21 protein-coding genes and 2 pseudogenes are annotated in these 26,263 nt (G+C 39.5%); 4 read left to right on the plus strand and 19 right to left on the minus strand.

What is annotated here, in order from left to right; translation table 11 throughout:
- Position 1 precedes the first annotated feature (1 nt).
- A complete protein-coding gene (locus GNP35_RS02700) occupies positions 2 to 1,006 on the minus strand; it encodes a response regulator (RefSeq protein ID WP_155694280.1) in 1,005 nt (334 codons plus the stop codon).
- Positions 1,007 to 1,143: 137 nt separating this feature from the next.
- Between GNP35_RS02700 and tpx the strand changes: the two genes are divergently transcribed.
- Both tpx and GNP35_RS02710 read left to right on the plus strand, forming a co-directional pair.
- Positions 1,144 to 1,806, plus strand: coding sequence for a thiol peroxidase (tpx, locus tag GNP35_RS02705; RefSeq protein WP_155694282.1), 663 nt, complete (start codon positions 1,144 to 1,146; stop codon positions 1,804 to 1,806).
- 204 nt (positions 1,807 to 2,010) lie between these two features.
- A complete protein-coding gene (locus GNP35_RS02710) occupies positions 2,011 to 2,448 on the plus strand; it encodes an Hsp20 family protein (protein ID WP_155694284.1) in 438 nt (145 codons plus the stop codon).
- Between the two features lie 195 nt (positions 2,449 to 2,643).
- On the opposite strand, the gene GNP35_RS02715 is transcribed toward GNP35_RS02710, so the two are convergent.
- Positions 2,644 to 2,982 (minus strand): P-II family nitrogen regulator, encoded by a 339-nt coding sequence (locus tag GNP35_RS02715; protein WP_155694286.1) that lies wholly within the window; start codon positions 2,980 to 2,982, stop codon positions 2,644 to 2,646.
- Positions 2,983 to 3,074: 92 nt separating this feature from the next.
- Between GNP35_RS02715 and nadE the strand changes: the two genes are divergently transcribed.
- On the plus strand, positions 3,075 to 3,905 hold the full coding sequence (gene nadE, locus GNP35_RS02720; RefSeq protein ID WP_155694608.1) for an ammonia-dependent NAD(+) synthetase: 831 nt from the start codon (positions 3,075 to 3,077) through the stop codon (positions 3,903 to 3,905).
- A 31-nt stretch (positions 3,906 to 3,936) separates the two neighbouring features.
- Here the strand turns inward: nadE and GNP35_RS02725 are convergent, their stop codons facing one another.
- The 12 genes and pseudogenes from GNP35_RS02725 to murJ form a co-directional block, all read right to left on the minus strand.
- Positions 3,937 to 4,458 carry a GspH/FimT family pseudopilin gene (locus GNP35_RS02725; RefSeq protein ID WP_155694288.1) on the minus strand — a complete coding sequence of 174 codons (522 nt, stop codon included), beginning with the start codon at positions 4,456 to 4,458 and terminating at the stop codon, positions 3,937 to 3,939.
- A 3-nt stretch (positions 4,459 to 4,461) separates the two neighbouring features.
- Positions 4,462 to 4,944 (minus strand): type IV pilin protein, encoded by a 483-nt coding sequence (locus tag GNP35_RS02730; protein WP_155694290.1) that lies wholly within the window; start codon positions 4,942 to 4,944, stop codon positions 4,462 to 4,464.
- Positions 4,945 to 4,946: 2 nt separating this feature from the next.
- Positions 4,947 to 8,534 (minus strand): PilC/PilY family type IV pilus protein, encoded by a 3,588-nt coding sequence (locus GNP35_RS02735; protein ID WP_155694292.1) that lies wholly within the window; start codon positions 8,532 to 8,534, stop codon positions 4,947 to 4,949.
- A gap of 1 nt (position 8,535) precedes the next feature.
- Positions 8,536 to 9,189 carry a pilus assembly PilX family protein gene (locus GNP35_RS02740; RefSeq protein WP_155694294.1) on the minus strand — a complete coding sequence of 218 codons (654 nt, stop codon included), beginning with the start codon at positions 9,187 to 9,189 and terminating at the stop codon, positions 8,536 to 8,538.
- A 3-nt stretch (positions 9,190 to 9,192) separates the two neighbouring features.
- Positions 9,193 to 10,083 carry a PilW family protein gene (locus tag GNP35_RS02745; RefSeq protein ID WP_196492410.1) on the minus strand — a complete coding sequence of 297 codons (891 nt, stop codon included), beginning with the start codon at positions 10,081 to 10,083 and terminating at the stop codon, positions 9,193 to 9,195.
- Positions 10,080 to 10,820 (minus strand): type IV pilus modification protein PilV, encoded by a 741-nt coding sequence (gene pilV / locus GNP35_RS02750; RefSeq protein WP_196492395.1) that lies wholly within the window; start codon positions 10,818 to 10,820, stop codon positions 10,080 to 10,082. The genes GNP35_RS02745 and pilV overlap by 4 nt, the downstream gene beginning before the upstream one ends.
- Positions 10,821 to 10,993: 173 nt before the next feature.
- Entirely contained in the window at positions 10,994 to 11,923 is a 930-nt protein-coding gene (gene ispH / locus GNP35_RS02755) for a 4-hydroxy-3-methylbut-2-enyl diphosphate reductase (RefSeq protein WP_155694300.1), read from the minus strand.
- Positions 11,924 to 11,947: 24 nt separating this feature from the next.
- Complete coding sequence (gene fkpB / locus GNP35_RS02760) at positions 11,948 to 12,388, minus strand: FKBP-type peptidyl-prolyl cis-trans isomerase (protein WP_330997674.1); 441 nt, start codon at positions 12,386 to 12,388, stop codon at positions 11,948 to 11,950.
- The gene (gene lspA, locus GNP35_RS02765) at positions 12,388 to 12,900 is read right to left on the minus strand and encodes a signal peptidase II (RefSeq protein WP_155694302.1); all 513 of its coding nucleotides are present in this window, start codon (positions 12,898 to 12,900) and stop codon (positions 12,388 to 12,390) included. Before lspA ends, fkpB begins: the two co-directional genes overlap by 1 nt.
- Positions 12,900 to 15,737: an isoleucine--tRNA ligase gene (gene ileS, locus GNP35_RS02770; protein ID WP_155694304.1), complete on the minus strand. Its 2,838-nt coding sequence runs from the start codon at positions 15,735 to 15,737 to the stop codon at positions 12,900 to 12,902. The genes lspA and ileS overlap by 1 nt, the downstream gene beginning before the upstream one ends.
- 2 nt (positions 15,738 to 15,739) lie before the next feature.
- Entirely contained in the window at positions 15,740 to 16,675 is a 936-nt protein-coding gene (gene ribF, locus GNP35_RS02775; protein WP_155694306.1) for a bifunctional riboflavin kinase/FAD synthetase, read from the minus strand.
- Between the two features lie 114 nt (positions 16,676 to 16,789).
- Positions 16,790 to 18,305, minus strand: a pseudogene (murJ, locus tag GNP35_RS02780) (murein biosynthesis integral membrane protein MurJ).
- A gap of 205 nt (positions 18,306 to 18,510) precedes the next feature.
- Here murJ and rpsT point away from each other — a divergent pair.
- On the plus strand, positions 18,511 to 18,771 hold the full coding sequence (gene rpsT, locus GNP35_RS02785) for a 30S ribosomal protein S20 (protein WP_155694308.1): 261 nt from the start codon (positions 18,511 to 18,513) through the stop codon (positions 18,769 to 18,771).
- A 96-nt stretch (positions 18,772 to 18,867) separates the two neighbouring features.
- Here the strand turns inward: rpsT and GNP35_RS02790 are convergent, their stop codons facing one another.
- The 5 genes and pseudogenes from GNP35_RS02790 to GNP35_RS02810 form a co-directional block, all read right to left on the minus strand.
- The gene (locus GNP35_RS02790; RefSeq protein ID WP_155694310.1) at positions 18,868 to 19,254 is read right to left on the minus strand and encodes an MAPEG family protein; all 387 of its coding nucleotides are present in this window, start codon (positions 19,252 to 19,254) and stop codon (positions 18,868 to 18,870) included.
- 183 nt (positions 19,255 to 19,437) lie between these two features.
- On the minus strand, positions 19,438 to 20,082 hold the full coding sequence (adk, locus tag GNP35_RS02795) for an adenylate kinase (RefSeq protein ID WP_155694312.1): 645 nt from the start codon (positions 20,080 to 20,082) through the stop codon (positions 19,438 to 19,440).
- A gap of 232 nt (positions 20,083 to 20,314) precedes the next feature.
- Positions 20,315 to 22,244, minus strand: a pseudogene (htpG, locus tag GNP35_RS02800) (molecular chaperone HtpG).
- A 138-nt stretch (positions 22,245 to 22,382) separates the two neighbouring features.
- Entirely contained in the window at positions 22,383 to 23,000 is a 618-nt protein-coding gene (recR, locus tag GNP35_RS02805; protein WP_330997675.1) for a recombination mediator RecR, read from the minus strand.
- 82 nt (positions 23,001 to 23,082) lie between these two features.
- Positions 23,083 to 26,262, minus strand: a complete 3,180-nt coding sequence (locus tag GNP35_RS02810) for an AAA family ATPase (RefSeq protein ID WP_155694314.1) — start codon at positions 26,260 to 26,262, stop codon at positions 23,083 to 23,085.
- Between the last annotated feature and the right edge of the window lies 1 nt (position 26,263).

The raw sequence follows: 26,263 nt of genomic DNA on the forward strand, positions 1-26,263 counted from the left end.
ATTAATCGTCAAATAAAAAGTTGAGTTTATTACGTAAAGTAGGAATTGAGTCTTCGGTAAACAGAAGTAGCAAGTCGCAAGTAACGTCTAACCCTTCTAAACCGTAACTAATTTCTACCGTTAATGTTTTTTTCCAATGTGTTGAATTGGTATAAATAAGCTCGGACACATTGCAATGTTGACCTAGAACAACGGGATGCCCTTGACTAAAGTTTAAGTCGAGTTGCTCTGACAAGCCTTTTAAAACCGAACCTATAAGAATATTAGCGATATCCATTAACAGCTCAAGTTCTATGCGTTCGTTAATTTGACCTTCGTAGTTCATTAACTTCGCAATATCTTGGAAGCCTGAATCACCTAAAATAAGAAGCGCTTCACCCGCAACTCCGCCGCTGATAAAACCTTGGCAAACACCTGAGGTGGTAGAGTTTGACTCCACTGACTGCAAAGCCATGGACAGTTCACTCACTTCCAGCACATTTACATTGGGGATAGGTAAACGGACAAAAACCTTAAGAACCTCTGCTAACAAACTACCGGCTTGACCCATGGCAACGTTGGTTACTTCTTGAAGAACGTCTCTCATTTCTTCATCTAACATGGTATCTAGAGACTCACCACGTTTTGTCAGGTCAGACTCGCTATTAACGCCATATTTGGTTAACAGGTCTTGTAACTTTTCTTTATCTATCGGTTTCTTTATGAAATCTAGCGCACCTAATGCCTTAACTCGCTCGTGAGCTTCAGCTTGAATGTCGCCCGATACAACTATTGTAAGTACAGGTAAACTTTCAGCTTTAATAGCTTCTAGTACACCGTAACCATCTAGTATAGGCATATTCAAATCTAGAAAAAGCACATTACCTATGCCCTTTCTTAGCTTGTCCAGTGCGTCTTCACCGTTGACTGCAAAAGTAATTTCTACTTCCCAATCATCTGGTAAAGAACGTGCCATTTGTTTCCTGGCAAGATTTGAGTCGTCACATATGACTACCGACGTTTTCATAGTTATATTTCTATCCGTTATCTAACAATTATAAGTACCGATAAATAATCATAAAATGTTTCTAGAAAAACTATAGCAGTTAGTTAACAATAGTATCTAGTAAATTATTTTATTTCTCATTAAGTTGGTAAATTTTTATGAAGAAAGTGTTAGTCACTTCATTGTTATTCATGTCTACATTAAGCTTAGCGTATGACATCCAAAAAAACCTGCCTGTTAATTACGACATAGTAAAAGCAAATGGAAAATCTGTTGCTTTGCTAGGTAACCAAATTGAACTAGGCGATACAGCCCCAGACTTTAGAGTAGTGAATGACAAGTTCTCTCTCAAAACTAAAGCTGATTTTGCAGGAAAGCCTTTATTAATTAGCACTGTACCAAGTTTAGATACAGGTGTATGTAGTATCCAAACAAAACGTTTTAACGATGAGGTCGAAAACTTACCGCAAGACGTGGTGATGTTAACCATAAGCGCAGATTTACCTTTTGCTCAAAAGCGATTTTGCCAAGCAGAGAAAATTGATAAGTTAATGACATTGTCAGATTCTGTCTGGCGCGACTTTGGCATGAATTACGGTTTATTAATTAAAGACATGGGGCTGTTAGCTAGAGCTATCTTTGTTATTAGTCCTGATGACAAAATCGTCTATAAAGAGGTTGTGAGTGAATTATCTGAACAACCAAATTACGATGCCGCGCTTGAAGCTTTAAGGAGTATCTCTGAACAGCAAATGGATGACTCTGAAGAGTCACTAGCGGGTGTTACAGAAGAACAAGCTAAGAAGAGCGACAATTTATAAAACGATATTTAAATTATTTAATAATTGTAAAACAAACACTTATTATTATTTTTAATTTATTTACTTGAAAAAAACCAGTCCGTCCTTACATATGTAGTGAGCTTGAAATAGACGCCATTTGGGTCACCAAGCTCACCGACTTGTTCATTTTGAAAAGTCGTTTTCATTAATTTACTTATTGCTTAATAAGAAAGGATAAGACACATGAGAAATATCGATCTATCACCACTATACCGTTCATTTATTGGGTTTGACCAACTAGCTTCTAAATTAGATGCTGCTAATCGTGGCGACAAAAATAGCGGATACCCTCCATACAATATTGAATCTATTTCAGACGACAAATATAGAATTACAATGGCTGTTGCCGGATTTGTTGAGTCAGAATTAGAAATAGAATCTGAGAACAATAGTCTTATTGTTAAAGGTGTAAAAGCCGAAGAAAAAGAAAATAAGAATTACCTGTATCAAGGCATTGCTGAGCGAAATTTTGAACGTAGATTTCAGTTGGGCGATTATATTAAAGTAATCGATGCCTCCATGGAACATGGTTTACTGCACGTAAACTTAGAGCGTGAAGTACCAGAAGCATTAAAGCCAAGAAAAATCAGCATTGGCCAAAACAAGCTAATTGAACAGTAGAATTTCCTCCCTAGATTGTATTGTTTAAATATAGCGAAGCCCAGTTTATAGCTGGGCTTTTTGTTTTTTTGAAAGCGATTTAAGTGACATTATTAAGCGCTTCTATCTAAATCAAGCAATCAAAATTAGACTGTCTTAAATTCTAGTGTATTAGTTTAGACTGTCTTAAATTCTAGTGTATAAAATTACACTGTATTAGATTGCGGCGTCGTTTTCTTCACCGGTTCTAATTCGAATAACTCTTTCTACTGGTTCGACAAATATTTTGCCATCACCTATTTTGCCAGTTTGCGCGGTTTCTAAAATTGAATCAACGACTTGATCTAGCATATCTTCCGACACTACTATCTCAATTTTCATTTTTGGCAGGAAATCCACCATATATTCGGCACCACGATATAATTCAGTGTGACCCTTTTGACGGCCAAATCCTTTAACTTCCGACACTGTCATACCATTTACACCAAGGTCAGATAAAGCTTCTCTTACATCATCTAATTTAAAAGGTTTAATGATGGCTGTGACTTTTTTCATATCTTACTCGCAATTTTAAGTTTTCAACTAGTGGCTTAACTTCAATTATCATAGAATACTAGTACCAGACAAACATGAGAAGTTTTAAATCTATGAATGCCAATGAAATTCGTGAAGAAATGAAGGTACTGCCTGATATTGACCCTTCCTTTGAAGTTGCAAGACGAGTCAATTTTATTAAAAGCACATTAAAATCGTCAGGATCAAAAACCTTAGTACTCGGTATTAGTGGCGGCGTTGACTCTTCAACTCTAGGGCGCTTAGCGCAGTTAGCTGTTGAATCTTTAACTGAGGAAACCGGTTTAGTTCATAAATTTATTGCCGTTCGCCTGCCTTATGATGTTCAAGCCGATGAAGATGAAGCACAGCTTGCCTTAAATTTCATAAAACCAAGTGAAATTGTAACGGTAAACGTAAAGGACGGCGTTGATGGCATTCATAACGAGGTTATGTCGGTATTGCCGGAAAGCCTCCGCTCTGATTTAACGACAGCTAAAGTAGATTTTGTAAAAGGGAATGTTAAAGCTAGAGCTCGAATGGTTGCTCAATATGAAATCGCCGGTTTGTTGGGTGGTTTAGTATTAGGAACCGATCATTCTGCTGAAAATATCACGGGGTTTTATACTAAATGGGGCGATGGAGCTTGCGACTTAATTCCATTATTTGGTTTGTGTAAGCGTCAAGTGCGAAGCCTTGCTGCCTATTTAGGTGCGCCTAAGGTATTAGTTGAAAAAGCACCAACTGCTGATTTGGAAGAACTAGCACCAGGTAAAAAAGACGAAGATGCGTTAGGTTTGAGCTACGACAACATTGATGATTTTCTAGAGGGTAAGGAAATTGATCAGGATGTAGAAAGTAAGCTAGTCTCTATCTTTAATTCAACACAGCACAAGCGTAAAGCAATACCAACAATATATGATTAGTCGATAGAGGCTCTGTTAACGTTTTAACACGTTAGGCAGAGCAGTCTATTTGTGCCGGGTCACGAACAATCCTGACTCGGCCAACATTTGATAGGACGAGTGCTCTTGAATGCAAACTAGAGTCTTCTGTTGGGCAAATCCTAATTGTTGTATTTACCGTTTGAGCGGTGCTAACAGGCGCAAACCTGATTAAATTTTGAGTCGATTTAATCGTAAAACCTTTTACCATATCCGCACTGCCAATAATCTCTTCATTCGCATCCAAACTATTATCAGCGTTTTCATCTACAAAAATCATTTTTGTTTGATTCCAATCGGCGTCACAAGTTTGCATGTCTTTGGTGGGGCAAAGAACAACAAACACATTCTGTGATATGGCGGTGTGCCTAGCTAGCTGAAGCGCTGAACTATGATTATTAACAATTGCAGCCACTTTATTGCGAGTAAAGAAGTTGCTTACTGAAGGTGCAACAGAAGTTGTAATTATCGCAAATAAAGCTAACGTCACTAAAGCTTCGATTAACGTAAAACCTTTTACATTACTCGCCTTCATTTACTAACAGCTCCAACAATATTCATCAGCGGCATAAGCACCATCTTTGTCGGCATCATAGGCTTTGCGCCCATCAGAAAAGATACTCATCATACCGTCAGCCATTGGGTCACTTGAGCCTGTATGCTTTGGTGTTGCTTTAATTTCATAAGAACGCCCATTGTTTGCTACCGCTTCAATTGTCAGGGTGTACCTCCTGTCAGCAGCAGCTCCATCCGCTGGCGAATGTCCAACAAATACCCACGGCTCTCCTGTGTCTGATGGTGAGCTTTTACTGCCAGCAGCCCCTTTATAGCTAAAAGTTGTTGCTTTGTGCTTTTCCATTGCCGTAGCAAACTCTAACATATCTGCTTGCGCTTGAGCCCTATAAGAGCTCACAACGTAACGTGTATAACTCGGGTATATAACCGAAGCTAGAATACCAATAATAGCCAGCGTGACTAGCATTTCAATAAGGGTAAACCCGCGATTTTTATTACAAGACATGTTTAGTTATCGTCCTTGGTAGTCGGTTCAATGTCAGTTGACCATGAGTTGGTAAATACTTGATTTAAACGACTGCGTAAGCCGGAAATTGAAGAAGTAAATCGTTTGAACTCGTCATTTTGATCATCGTCAGAAATAACGGTATCAGCACACTCTGTACCGATACAAATTGTAGGAGCTTCAGGATCGGTGATTATGAGTCTTGGCTCAGCTGGAATACCTGATTTATCTAATGTTATAAATGTATCTTCGTAATCAACGTCACCATCACCATCATTATCTTGAATCGCACTACCATCTAGTAAGTCGATAATATAAAGTCGACCGCCACCCTGTGCCGCAGAACAGCTGTTTTCTATTAAACCGGCTGTGCTAGGGTCGTACGTTGTGAAAATAAGCTTACTGTTAATAACGGTTACGCCCGTGATTACCTTTTCACCTCGAGTTAAGTTAAATTCATATCCATCATAAGATGAAATATCATCCACAGAAGGCGTACTCGCACTTAACTGGGCTATATTGCCAATATTGGGGAACGTATACTCACCATCTTCATCAGGAGCGAAAACACCTTTGTCTTTAATCATAAGTACAGAATCATCTATATCCTCATTTAAAGGATGAGCTCGATAACCAGAGCCAATACTAACAGCATAATAATGCTCTTGCTGATGTACAATTTCTGCAACATCAGGTGCGTAATAAAAACGTCTATTTTTACTTCTAGAAAGATTTAAAGAGGTGGTATATATCTTTTCACCCTTAAACATATTGCTTAATGACTCGTCATTATAAACATCAACTCTGAATAAATTTCCACCCATATCAGCAAAATACATGTGGTCCATAAACCCATCAAAATCTCTGTCTATCACCGCTACACGAGAAGGAATACTATAATCCATTCCATTAACATCATGATTGCCACCCTCTTTTATCTCTGCGATCAAAGAGCCGTCCGATACGTCGACAATAAAAACTGATGTACCAACATCATCTTGGTCTCTAAAGATATTGCTATCTTGGTTTGTATCGTAACCACCACCAATAACAAACACACGCTTTTCAGTTCCGTTTACTTTGATTTTAGTGATGGTTGGTTTTGACCACGATTGGCCAAGGTCTTCATAGTCGCCTTCGCCACCCTCAATCATATATTTGAATACAGGCTGGGTACGAGATGTAACATCTAACACATAATAATTTCGACCGCCTCGGCGTTGACCAACGATAATGTAATTCTTACCGTCTTCCGTCCAAGCATTGATCGCCCCATCCATACCGTAGGTTCGTGAATTAAAAACGTTATCATCTTCGTAATAGTTATATAAATTTGGCAACAGGTCTTCTGGTATAAATGCCCAGTTTTCTTCTCCGCTATCAGCATCAATTGAAAGCAAATAACCCTCATTGGTACCGATAAAAACAGAAGACTCATTTTCGTACTGGAAAAATAGCGGCTCTGAGTGCAACGGATCCGCCATTTGATGACGAGGCTCATTTGTCACTCCGTCACCATCTCTGTCAGTGGCATCGTAACCCCTTATCCAGTCAACCATAGACAATCGAAGGTCATTGGAGTTTGGCTTGCCGGTAATAGCTAATTTTGATTTAGTTAAGCGAGTATCACCGTCCACAAAAGGCGATGTTGAATTAGCCATATTACTGTAGACCTTTCTAGGAGTAGCTTGACGGGATGCTGCTCCGCCCCTACCTACAAAAGGACCAGTTAAGCTTGCTGATGTCGCCCACCAGTCATGCGCTGAGTCTTTGAAAAAGCCATCACTGGCAATTGCGGCTGTACTTGTATTGTCGAGAACAACACTATCAATTAGCTTGTATTTTTTTAGATTTCCTGGCCAGTATTCTGTGCTTTTAGGATCAAATAACGCGTAATAAATATCATTGGAATGCGTTAATCGATTAAATTGGTTAACAGAAATACCTGGTGCAACAAAGGTACTAGCGCCTTTTTTAGCTTCAATTAAAATAGAGCTAAAAGCGTCAGCCAATTCATTGATAGTATTACCCGAGTAAAACGTTCCTGAGCCGGCTTGAGCTAGATTTTCAAGATAAGTACTGTTAAAGCCTGACGACTCAAAACCAACTGTATAGGTAAATATTTGTGCGTCGTTATTATTAACGCCTCTGTCACTCGGTTTAGTTGCCATATAAGTGGCAAGTGCTTCAGCACAAGCTTCACCATTACAATTACTGCCTATCGCCGTTGAAATTGAAGATGCTTGCGTAGTGGCATTGGCCGCACCATCACTAAACAATACTATATAGTTTGCTTGGCATTGCCCAATATCTGGATCAACGGGCGTATTATAAATTGCGCTACCTGGCGAGTCTAAAGACATAAAACGACAATCCCTATCCGTCAGTTTTTCTGGATCGCAACCGTTAGGTATGGTTCTAGTAGAGCCTGAATAAGTATCTGGGTGGCTTGTGCGAGTTAAAAGTGACACTAAACCAGTAGTTCCGCCACGTGTTGCCCCTAAATCCACACCTTTGCCGTTGATATAAAGAAAGGCTTCAAACATTGTGTCTACAACAGGAGTTCCACCTTCTGCCACAAACTCCTCCAACAAACTGACAAATTTATCTCTTATCGTATAATTATTTGGAAATACAGATAAAAATGGCATGGAGTAACGAACTCGCAGTTGAGGCGACATTCTTCTTGTCGAGTCATTTGCTGCCACAGAATGGCTTCGCACTCTGTACGCTAAATCATTGGTTGCTATTGAAGCCTCACCAAATATAACCATTGGATCGCCTGCATTCCAATTGCTTTGGTCTACAATTTTTTGTACTACTTCAGATATATCAATGCTATTTACTGGCAATAGTGAGTCATCCCATTCAGGCTGATTCCAGCATACCGCTCCGTTATTATTACAACTGGTTGCTGTCAAAGCTAAACCATCATCGTCATCGTAATTATTATAAAATAAATCACTGAAGTCCTCTCCGTTCTCAAATGGGCCGGGATTATTAGCGGTAGAGCCTACATATTTGAACGTCAGTGAGTTATTTATATTTTCGTTTCCTGCCGAGAAATAGGTAATATGGGCACTCTCAATTATCGCGTATCGAGGAATTTTCATATCAACAAATCTCATGGCATGTCGTCTATTTTGATTAGGTGCTGTTAACCCAGCCACAGAAAATTGGCTGATAATATCTTGGTTTTGAGCCGTCACTGCGAAATCGTTATTGCCAAAAATTGTTCTTACGATCACATTTTCATCAGAGCTTTTATCAATGTCTTCGGCTTTCATTAACACAGGTCCACCCTTGGACGAAAAGCGCATAAGCGAAACATTGACGTCGCTAATATTATTAATTGCCTGCTTAAGTGCTTCTCTAGACTTGAACATACGACTCGTTTGGGTACCGTCAGTTCGAGCCATACTGCCAGAGGTATCAAAAACAAAAATTACGTTTGGGTTAACGGTTTTATTTTGGTCTGAAATACCATAATAAATCTCAATATCATCGCCAAAAGCTGAAAACCCAATTAACATTGAGTAGAAAATAGAAGCACTTAACAGCTTTATTTTTTTGAATATATGAATGTCCATATTAATTTTCTCCTAGCTCAACAGATTGCCTAGACACAACAACTGTATTAGCCGCATTTATTACTGTCCCGTTAACATGTCCACAGCCTTTTAACATAAATACTTCAAATACCGTTCTATTCCTTGCACCGTCTGTATCTACAATGCTTGATACAAGCCCTGACGTTGGGTCAGTAATGTTTTTCAGTCCAACAAACGCAGACTTTGACCAGGCATTTATTTCTGGCACATTCATCATAGCTCCACCACCATTATGAACGGCGTTATCTTGTAAGCCAGCGGCATTAACTCTTCTTTGTGACCACAGTGCATTAGCTATTTGATCACACGTTGGCAATTGCGCCATGTCCACTTGATTATTATTTGTTATCGCCCCTGCGTTTCTCGCCGCAGTTAGCACATCAACTTCAGGCACTCCTGCACCGCCCATAACAATTCCAGCGCGCAGATTTGCCGAACTCCCTTCGTGAACAATCCCCTCAACGGCTACTTCAGCGGCATCAAAAGCCAAGGAAACGGTGTTCTGATTGCTGGCCATTTTTGTTTGCATTACACCTGATGATATAGAACTCACGCCGACCACCGTCATAGAGGTTAAAATGACAAGTGCAATGATTAAGACGATGCCTTTCTGTTTACTGATTTTTAATTTCACCTATTAACCACCTACTGTTAAATGCGCCCAGGCATTTCGAAATAAAATAACCGTCTCAAAAACACGGTAAAGACCATCATCCGGCTGATTAAATGCATTGTTTCCCAGCACTTTTAATTTACGCTGATTCTCAACAAAAATATCATCATCATTTTTTATAAGAAGTGCTAACTTAATTGCCACAACGGACGTACTGCCGTCAGGTCTATCAAAGGCGTTTACACGATCTGCTGTTACCCATGAGGTAACTGAACCGGTTTCCATTGCCCCTATAGGTAAACTAATCCCGTACAAAACTTGAAAGTCATAAACATTCTCTAACAATGATACTGCTTGATTCGACGAGCCATTTCCTTTTTCACCACGCAAGTATCTACCATCATGACCTCGACACTTAAAGGTATTGCCATCTAAGTAATACTCATCCACCGTATGAAATTCCTGCCCTTCAACAAAGTCAAAATTAGAGCCAGTACAACTATCTACCGTCATTATGTTTACAACTAACGTATCAGGACCTGCAGCGGCACCATCTTTTGAACCAACCGCTACGTCTACTGCATAATCACCCTCGATTACCACAGGATTATCTTTAATGAAGGCTTTTTCTATCTCTACGTCAACGCTTCTATCTAAGTCTGCTGAGAACTCATTGTAGCGCCCAACTTCCATCAGACTCGTTCTTAGAGTTGAAATGATATAACGACCGTCTTGTTGAATATTTGATAGAGCGTAGTTATAGCGTTGAAGATTATTGTTACTTTGATAAACCCGAACTAATGCAGAAGTAATAATTAGGCCTAAAGTCAAAGATACCAGTAGCTCAACCAGAGTGAAGCCTTTTTGATATTTGTTTTTTGAGGCTCTTCTATTAAAGTGCGCTAGGCTACTCATAACATTAGATCTCCAACAATGACGTCCATATAAACGCATTCATAGTCACCAACAATACCTTGCTCATCAAGTATGTCAGAGCACATCTCATTTACGGCTTTGTCTAAGTTTTTCCAAATTGTTGCAGGCCACGCTACATAAACGGTTAATGTTGTATTAGGTGGGACAACATCTCCGTTTGCTGCAGGTATCGCATTTAATGCGACTGCGCCAACTTCCATATCATCCATCACAGCGGCAGCCATGCAACTCACTTCATATGCGTCAAATACAGCGCTTTGAACTGGTGTACAAAGTTGCGCATCGGCTCCTCCCTCATCGCGGCAATTTACGATATTTTGTGGGACATTTTCACAAAAACACTCAAACTCTGTTTTACTGCAGTCGCCATTGTTTCTAAAATTATAATTGTCTAATGTTGTATACGCGTTATCTGTACCATCAATTGGTGGCAAGGTGTTATCACCTCGGTTTTGGTACTGCCTGTTTATGCGAATTCTATCCGCTAAGCTTTCATTGATAATAGTTGCTTGAGACTTAACATAAGCGTCTTGGTTAGACGTTGAAACGGTGAACTGAAGGCCAACTAAGCCTAATAAGCCAATAGAGATGACAAATAGAGAGATCAATATTTCTATCAACCCAACACCCATTTGTTTAGAAGGTTTTGATGTTATATGTATTGAGTTACCAGGTTTCTGGTGTTTTTGTTGGCTATATCCGTTGATTTTTCTCATCATCCGCCCTACCGCTTAATCGACCGCATACTATCAGATTAAGTTAGTTCCTTTTAAGTGTCCAGCTGTATGATTTTTCATCGTACTATATAAAATTATTAATGAAAAATCATACTTAGCGAAATTTACTGTCCTTGTAATGAAGATTCTGTACTTTTTAATTAAGAGTTTTGCTATCTCAATTCAGCTGGCACAGCAAAAACAATGTCTTCTTCTTTGCCTGGATTCTCGTGTACGTTATTGGCGCCTAACTCTTTAAGTCGATTAATAACGCCTTGCACTAATACATCTGGTGCCGACGCACCAGCTGTCACACCAATTGCAGGTTGCTCAGCTAACCAGTCTAGCTCAATGTCACTGGCATCATCTATAAGGTAAGCTTTAGTACCTACTTTTTCTGCAAGTTCACGAAGTCTATTTGAGTTAGAACTATTAGCGGCACCAACCACCAGCATTAAATCTACTTTTCTGGCTAATTGACGAACTGCATCTTGGCGATTTTGTGTTGCATAACAAATATCGTCTTTACGAGGTCCTTCAATTTTAGGAAATTTAGCTCTTAAAGCATCAATAACATCAGCCGTGTCATCAACAGATAAGGTAGTTTGGCTGCAGTAATAAAGTGCGTCTGGATTTTTAACTTCAAGCGTAGCAACATCATCTGGCGACTCAACTAGGTAAATCCCGCCCTCATCACTACTATATTGGCCCATAGTACCTTCGACTTCAGGGTGACCTTGGTGCCCAATAAGAATGCATTCAATGCCTTTTCTTGACGCTCGTGTTACTTCCATATGTACTTTAGTCACTAACGGACAAGTAGCATCAAATACCTTCAGGCCTCTGTTTTTAGCTTCTTGACGTACTGCTTGAGAAACACCGTGAGCAGAGAAAATCACAATGCTGTCATCTGGCACTTCATTTAGCTCATCAACAAATACTGCGCCGCGATCTTTAAGACCATTAACAACAAACTTGTTATGAACTACTTCATGGCGAACATAGATAGGTGGCTGAAAGATTTCTAGTGCACGCTCTACAATGGAGATAGCTCTGTCAACTCCGGCACAAAAACCTCGTGGGTTTGCTAATAAAATATCCATCAGATTTTCTCTCTATCTATTCACTTAAGCGTGATTTACTTCTTGAATTTCAACTTCAAAAGTCAATGTTTGTCCAGCTAACGGGTGATTAAAATCTACCGTTACAGACTGTCCAGCAACTTCCCTAATTAACCCTGGCAAGTCATTACCATCTGGTTGTGTAAAGGCAACAATAGTGCCTACTTCAGGTGTTACTTCACTAAACTTAGTTCGGTCTACATAATAAATATTATCTGGATTTGGCTGTCCAAATGCTTGTTCTGGCGGTAACGTAAAAGAAGCTTCAGCTCCTGCTTCAAGACCTAATAAACAGTCCTCAAAACCTTTTGTTAAACTACCGTCGCCAATTACAAGTTTAGCTGGTTTGTTACTTACTTTTGTACTATCCGCAACAGAGTCGTCTGATAACTTAATAGTAAAGTGAAAAACAACTTCACTTCCAGATTGGATACTTTTTGTACTCACTAATTAATACCTTTAGATAATTTTTCGTTTTTGGCTTCTAGGATGGCGTCTAAAATTAATAACGCTGCACCACAACTAATCGCCATATCCGCTACGTTAAATGCAGGGAAATGCCAATTTTCATAATAGAAATGTAAGAAATCTACTACGTAGCCATAGGCTAAACGATCAGTAACATTACCAATAGCGCCGCCTAAAATAAGTCCGTATGACCATAATTGGCGCTGTTCACGCCATGGCGTTTTTGCCATCCAATAAATAAGTAACGCACTAATGCCAAAGGCTATCGCCGTAAAAAACCATCGTTGCCAACCATCTTGATTGCTCAAGAAACTGAACGCAGCACCGTAATTCCTGACATAAGTAATATCGAATATAGGTAAGATATTAATGTCATAATAAAGTGGTACGTTGGCTAAAATCCAAAGTTTGCTGGCTTGATCTAAGATCACCACCAGCACACCTAGTGCGATAAACCATAATCCGTTGGCTTTTAAATCCTTAAACGACATTACGCAAACTTCCTTGCTTCACCAGCGCCTTCTACGTTTTCAATACAACGACCACATAAATCTTTATGTTCTTCATTTTGGCCTACTGATTCAACGTGGTGCCAACAACGCTCACACTTTTCAGCTGAACTGGCAGCAACGCTAACAAATAACCCATCTACTTCTGAATCAAACGCATCGTCTGTTTTTTCTGCCAGCGGCGCGATAGATACGGTTGAAGTAATTAGAACAAATCTAAGTTCGTCTTCTAACGTTAGCAGTACATCTTTAATCTCATCACTTACATAAAGTGTAACGTCAGCCGCTAAAGAAGCGCCCACTAGTTTGTCTTTTTTAGCAATTTCTAAAGCACGGTTTACTTGCTCTTTAACTGCTAATACTTGAGACCAGTAGTCGTCACCTAATTCGCCATCAGAAGCAAATTTCTCAATTCCTTCATACCAAACGCCTGTGAATACAAATTCTTCACGCTCACCAGGAAGCTCTTGCCAAATTTCCTGTGCAGTAAATGACAATACCGGAGCCATCCAACGCGTCATTGCTTCGGCAATGTAGTAAAGCGCAGTTTGACATGAACGACGAGCCGTAGAGTCTGCTTTAGCTGTGTATTGACGGTCTTTAATTACATCTAAGTAGAAGCTACCTAAGTCTACTGAACAGAAGTTCATTAGCTTTTGCATTACGTTATGGAATTGGTACTTGTCATAAGCCGTTACGATTTCGTTTTGTAAACGAGCAGCCTTGCTTACAATCCAGCGATCAAGTGCCACCATATCTTGTTCAGCAACTAAGTCTGTTTCTGGATTAAAGCCATTTAAGTTAGCTAATAAGAAACGAGAGGTGTTACGAATACGACGATAAGTATCGGCAGAACGTTTGAATATTTCTTTATCAACGGTCATTTCGCCAGTGTAGTCAGTTGAGGCTACCCATAAACGAAGAATGTCAGCACCGTATACACCTGTAATTTCTTTAGGTGCAATGATGTTACCCAATGATTTAGACATTTTGTGGCCGTTTTTATCAACGGTAAAACCATGGGTTAGTACTTGGTTGTATGGCGCTTTGCCATTCATCGCTGTGCCAGTCATTAACGACGACATAAACCAACCACGGTGTTGATCTGAACCTTCTAGGTATAAATCAGGGGCTTTATCAAACTCTTCACGAGCATCTACAACAAAGTGATGCGTCACACCTGAATCAAACCAAACGTCTAGCGTATCTTCTACTTTGCGATATTGACTTGCTTCTTCACCAAGCAACTCAGCCGAATCAAGATCCCACCAAGCTTGAATACCTTCTTTTTCAACTCGTTGAGCTACTTGTTCCATTAGCTCTATGCTATTTGGGTGTAACTCATCTGTTTCATTATGAATGAATAGAGTAATTGGCACGCCCCAAGTACGTTGACGTGAAATACACCAGTCTGGGCGACCTTCAACCATACCTTTAATACGGCCTTCACCCCATTCCGGCAGCCATTCTACGTCTTTAATCTGTTCAATAGATTGCTGACGAAGACCAGCTTTATCCATACTGATAAACCACTGAGGTGTTGCACGGAAAATGATTGGTGTTTTGTGTCTCCAGCAATGAGGGTAGCTGTGTTCAAACGCCACATGTTTAAGTAACTTGCCTTTTTCTTGAAGTAACGCAACAACGTTATCGTTTGCTTTGAATACGTGTTGACCTTCAAAGAATTCAGTACCTGGTACGTAAACCCCGTTTGGTCCAACTGGGTTTGCTACTTCAATGTTGTACTGTAAACCAACCGTGAAATCTTCCTGACCGTGCCCTGGAGCTGTATGTACACAACCTGTACCAGCGTCAGTTGTTACGTGATCACCTAAGATCATTGGGATAGAGAAGTCATAGAATGGGTGGTTAGCTTGAACTAATTCTAAGTCAGCACCTTTACAGTGACCTAAAACAGTAAAGTCAGTAATATCAAAACGTGTCATACAGTCAGCAACTAAGTCAGTTGCTAGTACTAATCTAAATGGCTTATCAAATCCTTCAGCAGACTTAACTTGAATTAGAGAATACTCGACGTCTGCGCCTAAAGAGATGGCACGGTTAGCAGGAAGAGTCCAAGGAGTGGTTGTCCAGATTACAAAAGAAACATCACCCTCGCCTTTTCCAGCGTCTAGTTCTGAAAATTTGCCAGCAACACCGTCACTGTCTACCGCAGTAAACATAACATCGATAGCAGGAGATACTTTGTCTTGGTATTCAACTTCTGCTTCAGCAAGTGCTGAACCACAATCTGTACACCAATGAACAGGCTTAGCACCTTTTTGTAAATGATCATTATCAATGATTTTGCTTAACGCACGAATGATATTAGCTTCAGAACTGAAATCCATTGTTTTGTATGGATTGTTCCAATCGCCTAAAACACCTAAACGAACAAAACTAGCTAGCTGACCGTCGATTTGCTTTTGTGCATATTCACGGCACTTCTGACGGAATGTTGCAGCGTCAACCTTCTTACCAGGCTTGCCAACTTTTTTCTCAACCATTAGCTCAATTGGAAGACCGTGACAGTCCCAACCAGGTACGTATGGCGAATTAAAATCAGATAACGTTTTAGACTTTACAATAATGTCTTTTAAAATTTTGTTAACCGAGTGACCTAGGTGAATATCACCGTTTGCATAAGGAGGGCCGTCATGCAAAATGAAGCTCTTTTTACCTTTTTTTGCTGCACGAATTTGACCGTACAAATCTTTGTTGGTCCATTCGTCTAACATTTTTGGCTCGCGTTGTGCCAAGTTACCGCGCATAGGGAACGCAGTTTCAGGTAAATTAAGAGTATGTTTATAATCACTCATGGTTATTTGATTCCATATTGACTTAGTTTGGATTTAGCCGTTGCTACATCCAGTTTAATTTGAGAAATGAGTTGTTCTATCGACTCGAATTTTTGTTCATCTCTAATTTTACTCAGAGGTTTGATCGATAACCTTTGCCCATACACTTGTTGGTCAAAGTTAAATATATTTACTTCTAACACAGGCTTTACGCCATTTAACGTTGGCTTATTGCCAATATTTGCAACGCCATAAAAGGTCTGATTGTTCAATTCAACTTCAACAACAAACACACCTTTGATAGGTAATACTTTCCTTTTCACAGCTATATTCGCTGTAGGAAAACCAAATTTACGACCGTTTTTTTGACCGTGAATAACTCGGCCCTGCATAACAAATGGTTCACCTAATAAATCTTCGGCTGCTTTAAAATCAGCGTCTTGTAAATATTTTCGAATTGCCGTGCTGCTCGCTCTTTGGTCCGAGTATTTAAACGTTTTTGTATCTTCAACACTGAAGCCACAAATTTCTGACTCTTTTTGCAATAATGCAAAGTCGCCACTACGTTTCACACCAAACTTAAAATCATCACCAACAATTAAGTGCTTTACGCCTAATTTGTCTACTAACAAAGATTCTATAAATTCGTCTGCTGCCATTCCTGCAAACTCTTTGTTAAAACGAACACATATCAGTCGGTCAATACCGAGTTTCTCTAATTTTTTAAATTTGTCTCTGAAGGTCAACACTCGCGCAGCGGCTTTATCGCCTAAAAATACTTCCTGCGGTTGAGGTTCAAAAATCATCACGGCAGATGGAACACCATGCTTTTTAGACTCAGTTTTCAGCTTGTTCAACACATGTTGATGGCCCATGTGTACACCGTCAAAATTACCTATCGTCAGAACACAATTTTTGTGTTTTTCGGATAAATTGACTAAACCTCGAACTAACTCCATCGGACCTTCATAAACTGTTAAAAAAAACCCAAGAATTATAACGGCAAAGCTAGGCTAATTACTACCCAGAGCGTTCGATAAAGCAACAATTATGTAATATAAATTGAGATTAAATTAAGCGCCCTGTCTAAAATGCCGTTTGCGTGTACCAAATAAAATTAAACTTACAAAATAAACCACTACAGCAACGCCAATTAATGAAAACAACATCACTGATTCTTGCCAAAACGACTCCGTTGCAAACCAACCTGAGCGTTTAATGTATTCAAGTATAAATACCATAGCAGTTGTCGCAGCAACTAGGCGCACAATCCAACCAATGGTGGCCTTAGAAAGCCTGTAAACGCCTTGCTGATGCAATCCCCAATATAACATGCCGGCATTTAACGTTGCTGACATGGCCGTAGCAATCGCTAAGCCTACAAAACCATAAAATGGCGCTAACATAAAATTGAACACTATATTGGATAACATCGCGATAATACCTAAGCGCACCGGTGTTTTGGTGTCCTGTCTTGCAAAGTAACCAGGGGCTAATACTTTAACGGTCATATAACTAACTAACCCAGATGCATAACCAATAAGCGCAAAATAAACTTGCTGACCATCCGTTGCGGTAAATTCACCATGTGTATACAAAATCTTAATAATTAAAGGGCCTAAAACAATTAGACCTGCTAACGCAGGGAATGCCATTAACAACACCATTTTTAACGCCCAATCCATGGTTTCTTGAAACTTCGCTGGGTTATTAGTGCTATGAAGCTTTGACAGGCTTGGCAAAATTACCGTGGCGATACCGATTCCAAAAAGCCCTAAAGGAAACTCAATTAATCGATCCGCGTAATACAACCAACTAATAGAGCCCGTCATTAAAAAAGAAGCGATAACCGTATCAACTAATGCATTTAATTGATGAACTGACACACCTAATATCGCAGGTAACATAAGAAGACGAATGCGCTTTACATGTTCATCGTTCCAGCCCCATTTGGGCCTGACTAATAAACCAGCCTTAGCTAAAAACGGCCACTGGAAAAAAAATTGAACTAACCCGCCAACAAACACACCGAGAGCAAGTGCATAAGCGGTATCACTAAAAGTGTCTTTAAACAGAATGGCACAGGCAATAATCGAAATATTTAGGAATACTGGTGTAAATGCTGCAACTGCAAATTTGTTATAAACATTTAAAACCGCCCCAGATAAGGCGACAAAAGTAATAAAGAATAAATAAGGAAATGTAATTTTTAATAATGCAGAGGCCATATCAAACTTAGCGGCATCTTCACCGCCTTGCCACCAATCAATAAACCAACCAGTACCAAAAACCATGACAATCAGCGGAGACGCAACAATAGCAAAAGCAGTCAAACCCAGAACAATGACACCTAACGTGCCAGAAACTTTGGCGACCAACTCACGAAACCGCGTCGTCTCCATGTTTTTCTTTTACTTCTGATAAAACGGGGACAAAAGCCTGCGCAAATGCGCCTTCGGCAAACAAGCGCCTTAAAAAGTTAGGAATGCGATTAGCAAATAAATAAACATCAGCGTTGACCCCTGCACCTACAAAGGTAGCAATGACAACATCCCTGACTAAACCTAATACCCTTGATATAAGAGTCATGAACGAAACGATCAGACTCGACTTTAATAACGCCAAAATATTTCCTTTAACCGCCGCAGAATAAAACATGCATAGCTTGCCAGACTTTTAGTCATTTATAAATTAGCTTTTCCATTTAAAATGATTTGACAAAAGCAGTATAAAAAGGCAAACTCCTCGGCCTTAAAAAACCGGTTATTTGAATTAAAAAGTTTAGGAGTCAGCCTTGGCTAACATTAAGTCTGCTAAGAAACGCGTTATAACTTCTGAGAAGGCTCGTCGTCACAATGCAAGCCGTCGTTCTATGATGCGTACTTTCATGAAAAAAGTTGTAACAGCTATCGAAGCTGGTCAAAAAGAAACTGCACAAGAAGCATTTACTGCACTTGTACCAGTTCTTGACCGTTATGCAACTAAAGGTCTAATTCACAAAAACAAAGCAGCACGTCATAAGAGTCGTTTAAACGCTCAAATTAACGCGCTATAATTTTTGTAATTATACTTTTTAAAAAACCGGAACTTGTTCCGGTTTTTTTATATCTAAAATTTGGCTTTGCTTTAGGCTTTAGTAAATATCAAAAACTTAATAAACCGCTAGAATATTTAACAACGCTGCCGCTAACATCATCAAGTAAGTTAATATCCCACCAATAGTGCGAGCAATTGACGTACCAGCGCTTTTACCTAAACCCATTGCATGAAATAAACGTCCAATCAGTAGTGCCGTTCCTAAAATATTGAGTACCCAAACCTCCGCCTTGTTAAGCTCTAGAAAGGCCAATAACAATAAAGCTAATGGCACGTACTCAGCAAAGTTAGCGTGTACTCTAATCGCACGATGTAATGTATTAGATTCACCATGGCCAATACCAACTTTGTGTACCAGTCGTAACTTTATAATGCGAAACGACAGTGCAACATAAAAAACGGCTAACATGCCGGCATAAAATGCTGTGTATTTAATTATCATTATTGTTCCCTTTTTTTATTATTTATATTTATTAGGATATTTATAGCCAATATTTTATATATTCTAGTGAGTATCAAACATATCAAAAAATAGAACTGCTATTGATAGTCAACTTACCAGTTTTCTTCTAAAACAAAAAAACGCCACATATGCGGCGTTTTTCTTAGTCATTAGCGTTAAGTTTTACGCTAATACTTCAGCAAGCTTAGCGCTTACACTTTCAACAGCTTGTGTGCCATCAATAGTAGCAAACTTAGTATTACCTGCATCTGCTTCTGCTTTGTAATAAGCAACAAGTGGCTGAGTTTGCTCATGATAAACACCTAAACGTTTGCGAACTGTTTCAGGCTGGTCATCATCACGAACCATTAAATCATCGCCAGTCTCATTGTCTTTGCCTTCAACCTTAGGTGGGTTGTAAACAACGTGATATACACGACCTGACGCTGGGTGGACTCGTCGTCCAGACATTCTGTCTACGATAACTTCATCAGGAACATCAAACTCTAAACAATAATCCACTGAAATACCGTTTTCTTTCATAGCATCAGCTTGAGGAATGGTACGAGGGAAACCGTCTAACAAAAAGCCATTTTCGCAATCAGCCTTTTTGATACGTTCTTTAACTAAACCAATAATAAGATCGTCAGATACTAGCTGTCCTGCGTCCATTACTTTTTTAGCTTCTAAACCTAATGGCGTGCCTTCTTTAATAGCAGCACGCAACATGTCACCAGTAGAGATTTGTGGAATGCCAAATTTGTTCATTAAAAATTGGGCTTGTGTACCTTTTCCGGCACCTGGTGCGCCAAGTAAAATAATCCGCATGAAATGATCCTCTGCAAATCCAAGTGAAAGTAAAAAAATTATACTCAGAATCTTGGCACAATAACCCAGTGATAACAAGCCGCTAGGGTAAGGATTCATTAACAGAATTGTTAATTTAACTTTGCATGACTAAATTTTAGACATAAAAAAGGGCAAGCTATTGCTTACCCTTTCATTTTAGCTATTTTAATTAAAACAATAATCTAGCTATGACTGACCTTTAACTATTATTTTACTTAGTTAATGACATCATTAGTGTGTTTAAACGTTTCACAAACGCACCAGGATCTTTAATGGTGCCACGCTCAGCTAGAGTAGCTTGGTCTAACAATACTTCTACCCATTGCTTATATTGCGCTTCGTCTTGAACTTGATCTACGTGCTTAACTAACTCGTGTTCCATGTTCAATTCAAATACCGGCTTAACGTCTGGCACTTCTTGACCCATTTGTTTCATCAGGTCAATCATTTGCGGGCTCATGTCGCTGTTGCCTGTAACAATACATGCTGGCGAATCAGTTAAACGGTGAGATACTTTCACTTCTTTAACTTTTCCGTCAAGCGCTGTTTGGAAACGTTCGATGCTAGATGCAAACTCTTTGTCCGCTTCTTCTTGTGCTTTTTTAGACTCTTCGTCTTCTAGGTCACCTAGGTCTAAATCACCACGAGTAACAGATACAAGCTGCTTGCCGTCGAATTCAGTTAAGTGTGACATCAACCACTCATCAATACGGTCAACCATTAGCACAACTTCAATACCTTTCTTGCGGAATATCTCTAGTGCTGGGTTGTTTGCCGCTGCTTCATATGAATCTGCTACCAAGTAATAAATCTTATCTTGGCCTTCTTTCATACGCTCAACATAGTCAGGGAAAGACACAGATTGAGTCGCGTCATCATTGTGTGTTGATGTGAATCTTAATAACTTAGCAATCGCTTCTTTGTTAGCGAAGTCTTCTGCTGGACCTTCTTTTAGAACTTGGCCAAACTCGTTCCAGAATACTTGATAGTCTTCTTTCTTGTTTTTACCCATACGGTCAAGCATTTTAATAACACGTGATGTACATGCTTTACGTAACGCTTGAGTCACTTTGTTGTCTTGTAAAATTTCACGAGATACGTTTAAAGGTAAGTCGTTTGAGTCAATTAAGCCTTTTACAAAACGAAGGTACGTTGGCATAAACTGTTCAGCGTCGTCCATAATGAAAACACGCTGTACATATAGTTTTAAACCACGTTGCTTATCGCGATTCCACATGTCGAATGGTGCTTTTTTAGGAATATATAATAACGACGTATATTCACTGCTACCTTCAACTTTATTGTGTGCCCACGTTAATGGATCTTCAAAGTCATGGCTAATGTGCTTGTAAAATTCTTGGTAATCTTTGTCTTCAAGTTCAGACTTGTCTAAAGTCCAAAGCGCATCGGCTTTGTTGATAACTTCCCACTCACCGTCAGTGGCAGCAATTTTTTCGCCGTCTTCGCCTTCTGACTCTGGAGTGCCATCTTTCCACATTTCTACTGGTGTAGAGATATGGTCAGAGTATTTTTTGATTACTTGACGAAGCTTGTAGTCATCAGCAAATTCTTTTTCATCTTCTTTTAAGAATAAAGTAATTTCTGTACCACGAGTCGACTTTTCAATTGTCTCAATTGTGTACTCGCCTTCGCCTTCACTTGTCCACTCAACGCCGTTGTCTTTGCTATCGCCTGCTTTACGAGAACGAACAATTACTTTATCTGCAACGATAAATGCCGAGTAAAAACCAACACCAAACTGTCCAATTAGTTGAGAGTCTTGAGCTTTGTCGCCCGTTAGGTTTTTAAAGAAGTCGGCTGTACCTGACTTTGCAATGGTACCTAAATGATTAGCCGCGTCTTCCGCGTCCATACCAACACCGTTATCGTCAATCGTTACGGTATTTTTGTCGGCGTCAAAGCTTACACGAAACACGTAGATTTGCGTCGTTTTCATATAAGTCATTATTTGATAGTCCTTCAAAGCGCAATTTGTCTGCGGCATCCGCTGCGTTTGAAATTAATTCACGTAAAAAGATCTCTTTGTTTGAGTACAAAGAATGGATCATAAGTTGTAGTAGTTGTTTTACTTCGGTTTGAAAGCCGTGAGTTTGTTTACCTTGAGTGGCTGCTTCTGCCATTGTCAGGGTCTCCTTTAATGATTTACGTTAATTATTTAATCGTTTGATGACAAGTAAATAAGTGTGCTTTTAACGCTTTTCAAGGGGGGAATTTTAATTCCGTAAAAAAATGTGTGATTGCTTAAGAAAGAGTCACAACTAAAACTGTTTACGGCCCATTAATGCATGGCTCATTGTTGAAGTATCAACCATTTCAAGTTCGCCACCAACCGGAATACCATGCGCAATACGAGTAATTGCAACATTGTTGGATTTACAGATGTCAGCAATATAATGAGACGTTGCTTCACCTTCTACACTTGGATTTAAAGCTAGAATAACTTCTTCCACCAGCGGCTTAGAAGGATCAGAGCCGTCACTTGCAAGCACTTCTTCAAGTTGTGATAAACCAAGCTCTTGTGGACCAACGCCATCGATTGGAGATAGGCAACCGTGTAAAACAAAATAACGTCCTGAAAAATGACCACTTTGTTCAACAGCGGCTAAGTCAGAAACCGACTCAACAATGCACAGTAATGTATTTTGCGTACGGCGTGAGTTTGTACAAATATCGCAAAGCTCAAGCTCTGTGTAATTTCGGCACTGTTTACATTGACCGATTTCCGCTAAGCCCGTTGCTAACGTATTCGCTAATTCAGTACCGGCCTGGCGTTTATGCTGCAACAAATGATAAGCCATACGCTGCGCGGTCTTTGGACCAACACCTGGTAAACACTGTAATTGTTCTATCATTTTTTGAAGCAGAGATGTTTGCACAAACTAACCTTTTAACGCATTACGTAATTTCCGGTACGATACCAAAAGCACAGATAAAAGTAATCTAATCTGTTTTAATTATTTACACCGCGACTGTCGATATTTCACTGCCCGCTGGACCAGATTTAACATCTACTCGAAGGCCCATTTGGCTTTTTAATTCCGAAACATGGGAAATAATGCCTATCATTCGGCCCGAAGATTGAAGATCTATTAGCGTTCGAACAGCAAGCTCTAAAGACTCTGGATCTAAGCTGCCAAAACCTTCATCGATAAATAATGTATCCAGCTTTATGCCACCCGAATAGGATTGAACCACATCAGACAAACCTAGCGCTAAAGATAATGCAGCTAAAAATGATTCACCACCAGAAAGCGTTGCCACAGGACGCGACTTTCCTGTGTAGGCATCATCAACTTCTAGTTCTAACCCTGACGCTTTATTTCCCTTGGCTTTTTCTTCTTTACGAATTAACTGATAACGACCTTTACTCATTAATGACAATCGCTGCGAAGCCTGAATAAGCACATCATCAAGCAATACACTCAAGACAAAACGTTGCAAACTGATTTTATCGCCGTCTAATCCATTTGATATTCGATAAAGCGTACCTACAACTTGATATTGTTTTTCTAACGCTTCATTGGTTTGATGAGCAACCTTTAGCTTTTTCTGTACTGACAATAATTGATTGTTACGCTCTTCTAGCGCTCGCCATTCATTATCTTTTTGATGAAAAGCTTGCTTAAGTTCAGTCACCGCTTCAGTTAAGTTTTGAAGTTCAGGTTTTGTTGCGTCTTTAAGCTCTGTATTTAATTGGGCCATTGCGCCCTTTAATGTGTCTAAGTGACTTTTGTATTGCTCTACTTGCTGACTCAATAACGATAAATCTACCTCACTAAGCCAAGCATTTTTAAAGCTAATTTCATCATCAAAAGTACTTTCCTGAATCGCGTTTTGCCAAGCGTTAATAGCAACTTCATATTCTTGTTGTTGTACTGTTAACTGATTTATTAAGGCCTGAGTACTTGCTTCAAGTTGATCGACGGTACTTTGTGCACTTTCTTTGTTTGTTCGCGCAGCGGCTAATCCAGACTCCAATGCAGAAATAGTCTGAACTCTGTTTGCCATCTCTGCTTGAATTTTATGAGCGTCGCGGTGCTCTTCAGGCAGTTGCTGTTCTAATTGGTGTACCGTTGACGTTGCTATCACAAGCTGTTCATTGTCGTGGTTAGCTTGAGTTTCAAGCTCAACGATAGAAGTTTCTAGCTGAGTTAATGTTTGCTTGTCGTTAAGTAATTCTAACTTAAGCTTTTCCAAGCTTTGTTTAGTAGCTAGTAGCGTATTTACGAATTTCAGTTGAGCTTGATATTTAACTTGAGCGGTTTCTACGTTCAGATCAACTGAGTTGGCTGAGACTAGGCTTGGGTCTGGGTTTTGATCTGAGCCATTGACTGAGTTTTGGTCTGAGTTATTGAGTGAGCTGTGAGCCATGTTTTGCTCTGTGGTCAGCTCTTTCGTCAGCTCTTCAACTAGACTGCCTTTCACTTTTTGTTTGTTTAAAGCATCGTCAAACTCTGCTTTTACCTTGTCTCGAGCCTGAGTTTGCAAAACAACCTGCTCTCTAGCTGCATCAACATCCGCTTTGCTAACCATCGTAGGGTCTTCACCCTCTGCGCTTCCTGCAGTTACAGCTTTAGCAGGCTGTGGATGCGCTAAACTGCCACAAACGGGACATGGTGAGCCGTCATTAAGCTCTTGTGCCAATATAGCCGCTTGATTTGCATGCCAAGAATATTCAACTTCTTTTGCTTTTTTAGTTAAAGCGGTCAGGTTTACGTTGCTGTCATTTAACTTACCTTCAAGCAATAAGGTATTCAACGTTAACTGGTTTAAATCAGTAACCAGCTTCTTTAACGTTTCCCTATCCTTAACAGACTTTAAAAGCTTTTCTAGTTTGACTCGCTCCTGTGGCAATAACTCAACTTCATTCGATAGTAAAATTACCTGTGAGTCTTTTTTGTCTATATTCGATTTTACAGTGGTTATATTTGTTAAAGCAGACGTTAAGCTTTGTTTACTTTTTTTCGCTTTAAGCGCAGAGACATTCAGGTTATTTTTAGCCGCAACTAAATCGTTGGCTAGTTTTAAATACTGCTGTAAATCATTGTGCTGTTTTTGTAGCAAGGCTACGTTTTGGTGATCACGTTCAGCAACCGTTAACTGCGTCACTGCATTTGTTAGCTTTGTCTTTGCCTCATCTCTTTGCTTAGAACTAATGTCTAATGAAACTTTGATTGTTTTCAGTTTAATTTCTGTGTTTTGTTGCGCTTCAAATTTAGGTGTTAACTTTTGGGCCACATTTGCTAGCTGTATGGTCTTTTTTGTTTGCTCGTTTAGCGATTCGTTTGTTTTATGCGCCAACAACTCTTTTTCTTTAGCAGCTTGCGCTATAAATTTAGCGTCTAATTGCTTTGCATTTTCTAATGACTTTTCTGCATTTTTAACTTGGCTTTCTGCAGTTTTCTTTAAATTTAAAGCTTGTTCCAAAGACGGAGCTAATTGTTTTAATTCACTCGTAATTTCATCTTCGCTATTTAAGTCCGCACTCTGCAAAATACCTTTGATTTGGTTTTTGTGCTCGTCTACTTTTTTAGTAATATCCGAAGCCTTTACTTTTAGTGCTTCTTCTATTTTTTTGTATACGGATGTTTGAAACAGCTGACTAAATATTTTTTCTCTATCTTTTGAGTCAGCTAATAATAGCTCTCTAAATTTACCCTGAGGCAAAACCATCACTTGTCTAAATTGATCAACATTAAGGCCAATTAAATTTTGCACTTCTTTATCGGCGTCTTTAACGCTAGTCGATACCATCAGCCTATTTTCGGCAGAACCATCTAGCTCCCACATTGAGGCTTTTGATTGCTGAGTAGTTGTGCCTTCACCTACGCTTTTTGCACGTTCCTGCATAGGAATTCGAGTAATACGGTAGCGTTTGTCGTTTAAGCTAAAGTCTAACGTCACTTCCGTAAGCAATTTCATATCGGCAAAGTCGCAACGCATTTGTGATGCAGAGCGCTCAGCGCCAGTTGTGTGCCCGTATAAAGCAAAACAAATCGCATCTAATATTGAGCTTTTACCAGCACCAGTGGCGCCATTAATCAAAAACAAAGGGTTTGACCCTAGCTTTTCAAAATCGACAAATTCAGTACCAGAAAATGGCCCAAACGCCTGAACCGTTAATTTAAGTGGCTTCATG

This window comes from Psychrosphaera haliotis, assembly GCF_009728465.1.
Taxonomy (GTDB): Bacteria; Pseudomonadota; Gammaproteobacteria; order Enterobacterales; family Alteromonadaceae; genus Psychrosphaera; species Psychrosphaera haliotis.

What these genes read in the sequence shown, in the direction of transcription:
- GNP35_RS02700 (WP_155694280.1), bottom strand. Translation starts at nt 1,006, where the DNA reads ATGAAAACGTCGGTAGTCATATGTGACGACTCAAATCTTGCCAGGAAA.
- tpx (WP_155694282.1), top strand. Translation starts at nt 1,144, where the DNA reads ATGAAGAAAGTGTTAGTCACTTCATTGTTATTCATGTCTACATTAAGC.
- GNP35_RS02710 (WP_155694284.1), top strand. Translation starts at nt 2,011, where the DNA reads ATGAGAAATATCGATCTATCACCACTATACCGTTCATTTATTGGGTTT.
- GNP35_RS02715 (WP_155694286.1), bottom strand. Translation starts at nt 2,982, where the DNA reads ATGAAAAAAGTCACAGCCATCATTAAACCTTTTAAATTAGATGATGTA.
- nadE (WP_155694608.1), top strand. Translation starts at nt 3,075, where the DNA reads ATGAATGCCAATGAAATTCGTGAAGAAATGAAGGTACTGCCTGATATT.
- GNP35_RS02725 (WP_155694288.1), bottom strand. Translation starts at nt 4,458, where the DNA reads ATGAAGGCGAGTAATGTAAAAGGTTTTACGTTAATCGAAGCTTTAGTG.
- GNP35_RS02730 (WP_155694290.1), bottom strand. Translation starts at nt 4,944, where the DNA reads ATGTCTTGTAATAAAAATCGCGGGTTTACCCTTATTGAAATGCTAGTC.
- GNP35_RS02735 (WP_155694292.1), bottom strand. Translation starts at nt 8,534, where the DNA reads ATGGACATTCATATATTCAAAAAAATAAAGCTGTTAAGTGCTTCTATT.
- GNP35_RS02745 (WP_196492410.1), bottom strand. Translation starts at nt 10,083, where the DNA reads ATGAGTAGCCTAGCGCACTTTAATAGAAGAGCCTCAAAAAACAAATAT.
- pilV (WP_196492395.1), bottom strand. Translation starts at nt 10,820, where the DNA reads ATGAGAAAAATCAACGGATATAGCCAACAAAAACACCAGAAACCTGGT.
- ispH (WP_155694300.1), bottom strand. Translation starts at nt 11,923, where the DNA reads ATGGATATTTTATTAGCAAACCCACGAGGTTTTTGTGCCGGAGTTGAC.
- lspA (WP_155694302.1), bottom strand. Translation starts at nt 12,900, where the DNA reads ATGTCGTTTAAGGATTTAAAAGCCAACGGATTATGGTTTATCGCACTA.
- ileS (WP_155694304.1), bottom strand. Translation starts at nt 15,737, where the DNA reads ATGAGTGATTATAAACATACTCTTAATTTACCTGAAACTGCGTTCCCT.
- ribF (WP_155694306.1), bottom strand. Translation starts at nt 16,675, where the DNA reads ATGGAGTTAGTTCGAGGTTTAGTCAATTTATCCGAAAAACACAAAAAT.
- GNP35_RS02790 (WP_155694310.1), bottom strand. Translation starts at nt 19,254, where the DNA reads ATGATAATTAAATACACAGCATTTTATGCCGGCATGTTAGCCGTTTTT.
- adk (WP_155694312.1), bottom strand. Translation starts at nt 20,082, where the DNA reads ATGCGGATTATTTTACTTGGCGCACCAGGTGCCGGAAAAGGTACACAA.
- GNP35_RS02810 (WP_155694314.1), bottom strand. Translation starts at nt 26,262, where the DNA reads ATGAAGCCACTTAAATTAACGGTTCAGGCGTTTGGGCCATTTTCTGGT.